A 10,094-nucleotide genomic window follows, 5' to 3' on the forward strand; every position below is an offset into this window, starting at 1 on the left:
ATGAATAATTATTCTTCTTTTTCACATGAAATATAGGCGTTGATTCTCCTTTTAATTTAGAGTTAACAAAACCTTCTGCACGGATATTGAGCAATTTCGTTAAAAAGCCTTGCAGCAAAATCAACGACCAAAAGAAAGGGACTATATGTATTGTAGTTCGGTATTACCATTCTACAAACCTAATCCGCCACAGTCGGAGAACTATTATAGTTTAAGAAATGGTATAATGTTCTGAAATGATAACCAATAACGAAGTTAAGAACATTAGAAAAATTGCTTAATAATCTTAACTTCTTAATGGTATTACCCCGCCCAATCTTCTCTATCCAAACTCCTGTAATGAATAGCTTCAGCGAGGTGCTCAATTTTTATCCCTTCGCTATTATCCAAATCAGCAATGGTGCGGCTTACTTTTAAAATGCGGTCATAAGCACGGGCTGAAAGGTTCAACTTTTCCATTGCAGTCTTTAATAAGTTTTGCCCTGCTGCAGGTATTGTGCAAATTTCTCTAAGTTCTGATGAACTCATTTGTGCATTACAATACACACCTGCCGATCCTTCAAATCTTTTGCTCTGTATTTCTCTTGCCGAAGCAACACGTTCACGCACATGCACACTAGCTTCAGCTTTTCTATTATCCGATAATTGATCAAAACTTACGGGCGTAACTTCTATATGTATATCTATCCTATCGAGCAATGGGCCTGATACTCTGCCCAAATATTTGCCAACCATACCTGGTGGGCAGGTGCATTCCTTCTCTGGATGATTATAATAACCGCAGGGGCAAGGGTTCATTGCAGCGACCAGCATAAAGCTGGCAGGATATTCAATAGAATATTTCGCTCTTGAAATCACCACCATTCTCTCTTCCAAAGGTTGACGCATCACCTCTAAGGCTTTCTTATCAAACTCGGGCAATTCATCTAAAAACAAAACCCCATTATGTGCCAGCGAAATTTCTCCAGGCTGCGGGTTTGCTCCACCACCAACAAGTGCAACATTGCTCACGGTATGATGCGGCGAACGGAATGGTCTAGTGGGCATCAATCCTGTTTCTCGACCTAGCTTGCCAGCTACCGAGTGTATTTTGGTAGTCTCTAAGGCTTCATGCAAAGTCATTGGTGGTAAAATTGTGGGAAGCCTTTTGGCAAGCATAGTTTTGCCCGAACCTGGGGGGCCGATTAGTATCACATTATGGCCACCTGCTGCAGCAATCTCCATCGCCCTTTTTATATTTTCTTGACCACGCACATCCGCAAAATCTATATCATATTGATTCTCGCTGTTAGCAAATTCTTCACGTGTATTAATCTCTGTTGGTTCAATGCCAGAGGTACCCAAAAGTATATCAACCACATCGTTAATATGGCTCACACCATATACTTTTAATCCACTAACTACTGCGGCTTCACGGGCATTTTGGACGGGAAGTATTATACCTTCGTATTGTTCTTTTTTAGCTTGTATAGCAATGGGCAATGCTCCGCGAATTGGCTTCACTTCGCCCTCCAAGGAGAGCTCACCCATGATAACATATTTTTCGACATTGATTACGGAATCTAATTGTCCTGACGCTATCAGTATTCCTACAGCGATGGGCAAATCGTACGATGATCCTTCCTTGCGTATATCAGCGGGGGCCATATTCACCACCACCTTTTGCCGCGGCATGCGATAACCCGTTTCTTTAAGTGCGGTATCTATTCTTTGCTGACTTTCTTTTACAGCATTATCAGGTAGCCCCACCATATAATACTTCTCGCCTTGGCCCACATATACTTCCACAGTAATAGTGGTTGCACTAACGCCGTAAACTGCACTGCCAAAGGTTTTAGCTAACATATATTATTTTAATGACATCTTTTAAACTTCTTAAATAAAGTCATTGAAAGCAATCATCCTTCGAAGTAATATCTTGTAGTGTCTCCGATTGGATGAGATTGCCACGTCTCGTTTTGAAGAACGAGATTCGCAATGACGGTAAAATTATATAGAACTATCCTCCTCCATGGCCATTCCAAATCCTATTTTCTTCTTTGGTTCAAAGGGTTTTAGGTCCAAGGGGTTTTCTACTTTCTCGTCGGTTAATGCCAAATCTAAAACCTCTAGCATATTTGTTACATAATGTATTTGCAAGCCTTCCAAATAATGGTCAGGTATTTCTTTTACATCGCGTTCGTTGGTAATACATAATATAATCTCGGTAATACCTGCACGCCTTGCTGCAAGTATCTTTTCCTTAACTCCACCAATGGGTAATACTTTACCACGCAAAGTTATTTCACCTGTCATGGCTAGTTTCTTTTTCACTTTGCGTTGGGTGAATAGTGATGCCAATGAGGTAAGCATAGTCACTCCCGCCGATGGGCCATCCTTGGGCACGGCACCTGCGGGCACATGGATATGTATATCCCAATGGTTAAATACTTCGGGTTCTATTTTCAAATAACTCGAATGCGATTTCAAATAAGTAAGTGCAGTCGATGCCGACTCTTTCATCACATCGCCCAATTGTCCGGTTAACTTCAAACCGCCTCGGCCTTTGGTCAGTATCGATTCTATAAATAAAATCTCGCCGCCCACGGGAGTCCAAGCTAGGCCAGTAACCACACCTGCCACATCATTATCTTGATACGTTTCAAGTTCCACTTTTTCAGCACCCAAAAGTTTGCTCACTTCATGCACACCGATAGATGTTTCGGGCTTATTGCCAATCACAATTTCTTTAGCTTGGCCACGGGCAAGGGCTGCAATCTTTTTGTCCAAACCACGTACACCCGATTCACGGGTATAGCCCTCCACCACTTTACGCACCGCAGCATCGGTCACTTTAAAATTGCGTGCGTTTAGTCCATGTGCCTCTCTCTGTTTTGATATAAGATGCTTCTTCGCAATCTCTATTTTTTCCTCAAGCGTATAACCGCTCAGGTCTATTATTTCCATCCTATCCAATAGGGCAGGCTGTATAGTATCGAGACTGTTTGCGGTAGCAATAAACATCACCCTCGATAAGTCAAATTCTAGTTCAATATAATTATCATAAAACGCATTGTTCTGTTCGGGATCCAACAATTCTAATAATGCCGACGATACATCGCCCCTTGTATCTCGTCCCACTTTATCAATTTCATCCAATATAAAAACGGGGTTGGCCGATTTGGCCTTCTTCAAACTTTGTATCACACGGCCCGGCATTGCACCTATATAGGTTTTACGGTGACCACGAATCTCTGCCTCATCATGTAATCCGCCCAAAGACATACGTACATATTTGCGGCCTATAGATTTTGCAATTGATTTTCCCAATGAGGTTTTGCCCACACCTGGAGGGCCAAACAAGCATAGAATAGGGCTCTTCATATCGCCTTTCAATTTGAGCACTGCCAAATATTCTAATATACGTTGCTTCACTTTCTCCATTCCAAAATGGTCCTCGTCCAATATTCTGCGGGCACGTTTTAAGTCAAGTTTATCTACAGTAAATTCGTTCCAAGGCAGGTCTAATAATACTTGAGCATAATTAAGTCCCACAGAAAAATCGGGACTCATATTATTCATCCGTTGTAGTTTGTCCAGTTCTTTGTTAAAGGCTTCTGCTATATCTTTATGCCACTTTTTCTCTTTGCCTTTTTCACGCAAGTTCAGCAATTCTTTATCGGGCGAATCTTGTCCTAACTCTTCTTGTATCTGACGCAATTGTTGGTTCAAGAAATACTCCCGTTGTTGTTTGTCCATATCGCCTCGTACCTTGCTTTGTATTTCCATTTTCATTTCCAACATTTGCAGTTCTTTGGTCAAATGCTCGATAACGGCTTTGGCTCGGTCTGCCAAATTGTCCATCGCTAGTATGGCCTGCTTCTGCACCAATTCCAAATTCATATTGGATGAAATAAAGTTCACCAAAAATCTGGGGCTGCTGATATTCTTCATCGCAAACCCTGCTTCCGAAGGGATATTGGGGTTGATATCTATAATGCGTAAAGCCATGTCGCGGATAGAAGAAATAAGGGCATTAAACTCCTTCGACTTCTCATCTTTCCTATCTACAAATGGTTTTACTGAGCCTACAAAAAATGGCTCGCTCGATACTTCGTTTTCTAAATTGAAACGACGTTTGCCTTGTATAATTACCATGGTATTTCCATCGGGCATTCGAAGCATTTTTATAATATTGGCAACCGTTCCCACACTGTTGAGGTCAGCAAAAGTGGGGTCCTCTATATTGGAATCTTTTTGCGAAACAGCTCCAATTATTTTATCTTTCTTATAAGACTCCTTGATAAGTTTTATACTTTTATCACGACCAATAGTAATAGGGATTACCACACCAGGGAACAAAACCGTATTACGCAAAGGCAGTATGGGCAAGGTAGCAGGCAAAGGCTCTTTGCTCATGTCTTCTTCCGCCTCGTTGCTCATCAAAGGTATAAACTCGGGGGTATTATCGTTATCGTCGTCTATTAGCTCATCAAACATAAAATTGTCGTTACTCATCATATCTTTTTTGTGTTAGTGCCTAGTGTTAATATGGCAGTTAGTAGTTTTAAATTTTGGGATTCGCTATTTGCCAAATGGTGTGCCAATAGTTTTGTTGGCAAACCGTCATTGCGAGGGACGAAGCAATCTCACTGACTAGAATAATCATATCCTATATTGAGATTGCCACGCGGATTCCGACAGCTATCGGAACGCTCGCAAGGACGGAGAAATACAACTTTCAAAACTAACGCTCATTTACCAATACTATATACACAAGCTTTAAGTTATTTATATACAAACGTACCGATATGATGTCTCTATTGAGACATATCAAGCCCCATCGGGACGACAGGTCAGCATCAAAAAAAAGAACCACTCAACACAAGTCCCTTTGAGGACGACAATATCGGTAAAAACAATAATCTACGCAACCAAAGTCCCATTGGGACGACATATAGTTAACAAAAGGCTAAGCCACCACAGTAAAGTCCCTTTTGGGACGATATATCGGTCAATGTTTTACACTAATATTGTCCCCTCAAAAATACACCTACCCATGCAATACAGAAAACTCGGAAAAACAGGAATACAAGTTAGTGCCCTCTCATTTGGCAGTTGGCTCACCTTTGGCAAACAAATAGAAAGCAATATGGCCGAAAAGCTCATGCACAAAGCCTACGATGCAGGTATCAACTTTTTCGATAATGCCGAAATATATAGTCGCGGCCAAAGCGAATTAGTGATGGGGGAAGTACTCAAAAAAGCCAATTGGGTTCGCAGCAGTTATATGGTAAGTAGCAAGGTGTTTTTTGGCTACGAAGAAAGCAAACCTAATCAAACAGGTCTGAGTCGCAAACATATTATGGAAGGCTGCCATGCCACCCTCAAACGCTTGCAGGTTGATTATATAGATTTATACTTTTGCCACCGACCTGATAAGCAAACACCCATTGCCGAAACCGTGTGGGCTATGAACACCCTTATACAACAAGGCAAAATATTATACTGGGGCACTAGCGAATGGAGTGCTCAGGAAATACTGCAAGCACATATCGAAGCGGTCCGTCACCACCTGCTTGGTCCCGTAATGGAGCAGCCACAGTATAATATGTTCGAACGCGAAAAAATAGAAAAAGACTTTTTGCATTTGTACCAATACGAAGGACTGGGAACTACCATCTGGAGCCCACTTGCCAGTGGATTACTCAGTGGCAAGTATAATAACGCTACCCCTACTGATACCCGCCTCAATATAGAAGGAATGGAATGGCTCAAAGAACGTATGTTCCAACCCGGCCGCTTAGAAACAATTGATAAGCTCAATACCCTAGCAAAAGAACTTTCTCTATCATTACCCGTATTGGCACTCGCTTGGGTTTTGAAAAACGAACACGTAAGCACTGCCATCCTTGGTGCCAGCAAAGTAGAACAACTCGACGAAAATCTCAAAGCACTCGATGCTGCTGCTTTGTTTACTGCGGAAGTAATGGAAAAGATAGATACTATTTTGGGGAATAAGCCGGTGCAGGCGTTGTTTTAGGTTTCCTTTCTGCTGTGGCAGTTGATAAAAAAGTTAACAAATTGTACACAGAAAAGCAAGTAAAGTTCACGAATTTGTGAATTTGTGATTACTTTTGCGAGCTGAATTCAAATGGAAATTACTTGTAAAAACCAAACACTCGTAGATTTATATGAAGGCCGTAAGGTTAAAGAGAAGGAATTCTATTCTAACCCCGCTTTGATAAACAGTATATTAAAACTGTAAACCGACTTCAATCTGTTACTAAAATTGAACAGCTTTATCAATATAATGGATTAAATTACGAAAAGCTAAGGGGCGATAGAAAAGGCCATAGCTCGGCAAGGGTGAATGACCAATACCGATTGATATTTGAAGAAGTAAGCGATGATGAAGAACCCTTTGAAGTGGTGCTGTTAGAAATAGAAGAATTGAGCAAGCACTACGAATAACCAAAATGCCCCCAACAACAACCATGACTACCCCCATCAACATTAACAAATTAACCCCTGCAATAGCCATACACCCAGGTGAGATGCTGCTAGATGAATTGAACACACGGGGCATTAAGCAAAAGGATTTTGCAGCCCTAATAGGCATGGCTAATACCCAATTAAATGAGGTAATAAAGGGCAAACGAAATATTACGGCTGACTTTGCTTTGCTGATAGGAAAGGCCTTAAAGATGGATGCTTTATTGTGGATGAATTTGCAAATGAATTATGATTTGAACTTGGCAAAAATTAATGATAAGAACAAGGCAAAATTAGAGGCTATTGGGACTTGGCAAATGGTTGAAACTATGATTCCTGCTGCTTACTTTAAGAAACAAGGAATTATTAGCGGTGATATTGCCAATGACTTATTGAGGATTAAAGACATTTATCAAATCAATTATTTTGACGAATTGCCTCAGAAGAATAGCGAACTATCTCATTACCGCAAATCGGAGAAGTTAAGTGTAGATAAAATAAACTTAGCGGGTTGGACACACTTGGTGCACTATAAAGCTTCAAGTATTCGTGTGGCTGAATTTGATAGCAGAAGTAAGGACAGTTTGATAGCAAAATTGAAAGCTGTATTGGTGAAAAATAAAAATACTGTAATAGAAGCCGCAAGAGTTTTGGCTGAATATGGGATTAAGTTACAGGTGCTGCCACACCCCGAAAAGTGTGCTGTGGACGGTATTTCGTTTTGGAGCAATGGTAACCCTGCTATTGGGTTGAGTGTACGCCACCAGCGGATTGACAATTTCGCATTTACTTTATTACACGAATTGGGGCATGTGTATTTACACCTTACGAGTGATAACGAAGCACAGTTTATTGATATGGAAAATAATGTGGTGAATGATAAGGAAAAAGAAGCGGATGAATTTGCCACAGAACATTTGATTGATAAAGCTAATTGGAAGCAATTTTATATAGACCACTCTGACCCTAATGATGATGACTTTATTGCATTTGCCAAAAGAATCCAAGTGCATTCTGCTATTGTATTGGGGCGTTATTGCCACCAAATAAAGAAGTTTAATTTGAGAACGAAGATTGATAAGGGGTTGAGGTGAGGGGCACCTGTGACCTCATCATTCTGCTTTTGGGGAAGGGCGGTTGTAAAAAAGGAACTCATTGGTGCGTGAAGAGTTATATGCTAGTTGCGGAAATTGGTTTAGCGTCTTCAGTGCGGAGACTGAACGTATGGAACTGCCATTTGCCGTGGCGAACGCTTCGCCTAACTTGAGAGGGTGGAGTGCTAAATTGATTGCAAATCAGAAACCTTGAGCAAGCCGATTGCAAATCGGCTCGGGTTGGTTGTTTTGAGTACCACGGTAGTAGGTTTGTGGAATTTAAAAATTATTATGTATGACTTAGCATCCAATCATTTATTGATGTAAGTATAAAAATAACTAGGACTGCCCTCGCAAGTTTAACGAAGCGTAAATTGTGAGGTCCATACAGCAAGTTTTCAAACTTGTTACCATAAGCAATCATAGTCACCGCCTTTACAACCAATCCACAACTACAGAATCCAGCGATTGCTGTGATTTCCCCGAGCAATATCGCCTCTCTCTGCCTCGGAGAGCGATATGTGAGTGAGTCCTAATAAACAGCGAGAGACGCCCTAGAACACCATCCTATCCTCCCCTTTATTACCTTCGAAGGACATTTGGGAGCGAACCGGAAACATTCGCTTCAGTGGACAGGATGAGAGCATCCATTTACTTTCTCGTTTCAGATGCTATATAACCCCAAAAATTATATAACATCATGAAAAAATATATCATCCCCTTTGCCATTGTATTACTATGTTTTAATACACAGGCACAAACAGAAAGAACGATTAAAACCAGTGTGAAGAAAGCCATTGTATACCTGCAAGGAGCACAATTGCAAAGCAGGGAGGCAGTGATGCTGCCCGCAGGCAATAGCAAGCTGATATTCGAAGGTGTATCGCCACACTTGCAGGAAGCTAGCATACAGGTGTCGGGCAAGGGCGGTTTTGTAATATTGGAAACGCAATACCAACTTAAATACAAAGAAAAAGTAGCGAACAAACTTGATGGAAAGTATAATAGACAAATTGCGATGATAGATGATAGTTTGGAAGAAAATAGTTATAGGAAATTGGATGCGGAGAATCGTTATAATACTTTGGAATTGGAAAAGAAAATGTTATTGGGAAATAAAACTATTAAAGGCGAATCGCAGAAAGATTCACTGCCTTTATTAAAAGAAGGATTAGATTTTTTACGCAGTCGATTAAATAATATTATGTATGAGGAATTAAAAATTTCGAGAGAGTTAAAACGGATACAAAAAAGTACCACCGATTTGGAGCAACGCAAACAAGATTTACAGAATTTGCAAAACGGCGTAAGTGAAGATGAAGTCAATGCTCAACCTGTTCCGCAGCTAGTGGTATCAGTGTTTGCCGAGGCAGCAACTACTGCACAACTTACCTTGCAATATTATATACCCCATGCTAGTTGGACTCCCTTTTACGAACTGCATGGTGATGCAAATACCAATATGGTACAACTAAAGCAATTGGCCACTATACAACAACAAAGCGGCCTCGATTGGAAGGATGCAAGTATTATATTATCGACCGCTTCTCCCAACCAAAATAGTGTGAAACCACAATTGCCTATTTGGTATATATATAACCAACAAGTATATTATGATAAAGGCAACTATAAAAATATTCCTCAAGCACAAAATAATGCAGGTGCATATAATAAAAGCAAATCTACTGATGATGCGAAACTCTTGGAACGAAAGGATGAATTGAAAGTAGCAGAAGACATGTCATTATATACAAACATATCGCAAAATATATTATTAACCGAGTTTGAATTGAAACTAATGTATAATATACCCAGCGATGGACATAAACATTATGTAGCAATTCAAAATAAAGAATTGGCTGCTAAATATTTCTTTTCTGCTGTGCCCAAAATGGATACCAAGGCTTTCCTAATGGCACAAATAACAGGCTGGGAAGATTTGAATTTGATACCCGGCAATGCCAAGATATACTTTGATGGAAACCTTGCCGGCACAACGGCCATCAATCCTGATATAACCTCAGATACAATGTTATTGAATATGGGCCGTGATAATAGTTTTGTAATACACAAACGCAGATTGAAAGACGAAAACAAAGACCGCATTTTACACGATGAAGTAATAAAAACATATACTTATGAAATAGTAATTAAAAATACAAAAGCTATAAGTTTGAATATGCGTGTTGAAGACCAAATACCAATGGTGCAGGTTGGTCTAGAGGACGTGAAAGTAGTATTGAAGGATGGCGACGGAGCAAAGTATAATGAAGCAACCGGTAAGCTCTCATGGGATTATAAACTAGGTGCCAAAGAATCGAAAAAGATAGTTTTTAGTTTTGAAGTGCATAGTCCTAAGGGTAAGGTTTTGGCAGGGTTGTAATACTAAACCGTCATTCTGAGTCCGATAGCTATCCGACTCAGAATGGCGTATATATATTATAATAAAAAGAAGCCGCACTATCATAGTGCGGCTTCTTTTTATTATAATACATTTATATATTATTTCTTCACAAAAGTTAAAGC

At 40.2% G+C, this 10,094-nt stretch carries 6 protein-coding genes; 4 read left to right on the forward strand and 2 right to left on the reverse strand.

Annotated features, from left to right (window positions below; genetic code table 11):
* Window positions 1–303: 303 nt before the first annotated feature.
* Both SGJ10_04195 and lon read right to left on the reverse strand, forming a co-directional pair.
* On the reverse strand, window positions 304–1,845 hold the full coding sequence (locus SGJ10_04195; protein MDZ4757328.1) for a YifB family Mg chelatase-like AAA ATPase: 1,542 nt from the start codon (window positions 1,843–1,845) through the stop codon (window positions 304–306).
* Between the two features lie 144 nt (window positions 1,846–1,989).
* Window positions 1,990–4,500, reverse strand: a complete 2,511-nt coding sequence (gene lon / locus SGJ10_04200; protein MDZ4757329.1) for an endopeptidase La — start codon at window positions 4,498–4,500, stop codon at window positions 1,990–1,992.
* 538 nt (window positions 4,501–5,038) lie between these two features.
* Between lon and SGJ10_04205 the strand changes: the two genes are divergently transcribed.
* The 4 genes from SGJ10_04205 to SGJ10_04220 all read left to right on the forward strand — a co-directional run bounded on the left by SGJ10_04205 (window position 5,039) and on the right by SGJ10_04220 (window position 9,951).
* Window positions 5,039–6,022 (forward strand): aldo/keto reductase, encoded by a 984-nt coding sequence (locus SGJ10_04205; GenBank protein MDZ4757330.1) that lies wholly within the window; start codon window positions 5,039–5,041, stop codon window positions 6,020–6,022.
* Between the two features lie 212 nt (window positions 6,023–6,234).
* Window positions 6,235–6,453: a type II toxin-antitoxin system RelE/ParE family toxin gene (locus SGJ10_04210; protein ID MDZ4757331.1), complete on the forward strand. Its 219-nt coding sequence runs from the start codon at window positions 6,235–6,237 to the stop codon at window positions 6,451–6,453.
* A gap of 5 nt (window positions 6,454–6,458) precedes the next feature.
* Window positions 6,459–7,568, forward strand: a complete 1,110-nt coding sequence (locus SGJ10_04215; GenBank protein ID MDZ4757332.1) for a HigA family addiction module antitoxin — start codon at window positions 6,459–6,461, stop codon at window positions 7,566–7,568.
* Between the two features lie 700 nt (window positions 7,569–8,268).
* Complete coding sequence (locus SGJ10_04220; protein MDZ4757333.1) at window positions 8,269–9,951, forward strand: DUF4139 domain-containing protein; 1,683 nt, start codon at window positions 8,269–8,271, stop codon at window positions 9,949–9,951.
* Window positions 9,952–10,094: the final 143 nt, after the last annotated feature.

This window comes from Bacteroidota bacterium (assembly GCA_034439655.1).
GTDB lineage: Bacteria > Bacteroidota > Bacteroidia > UKL13-3 > UKL13-3 > CANJUD01.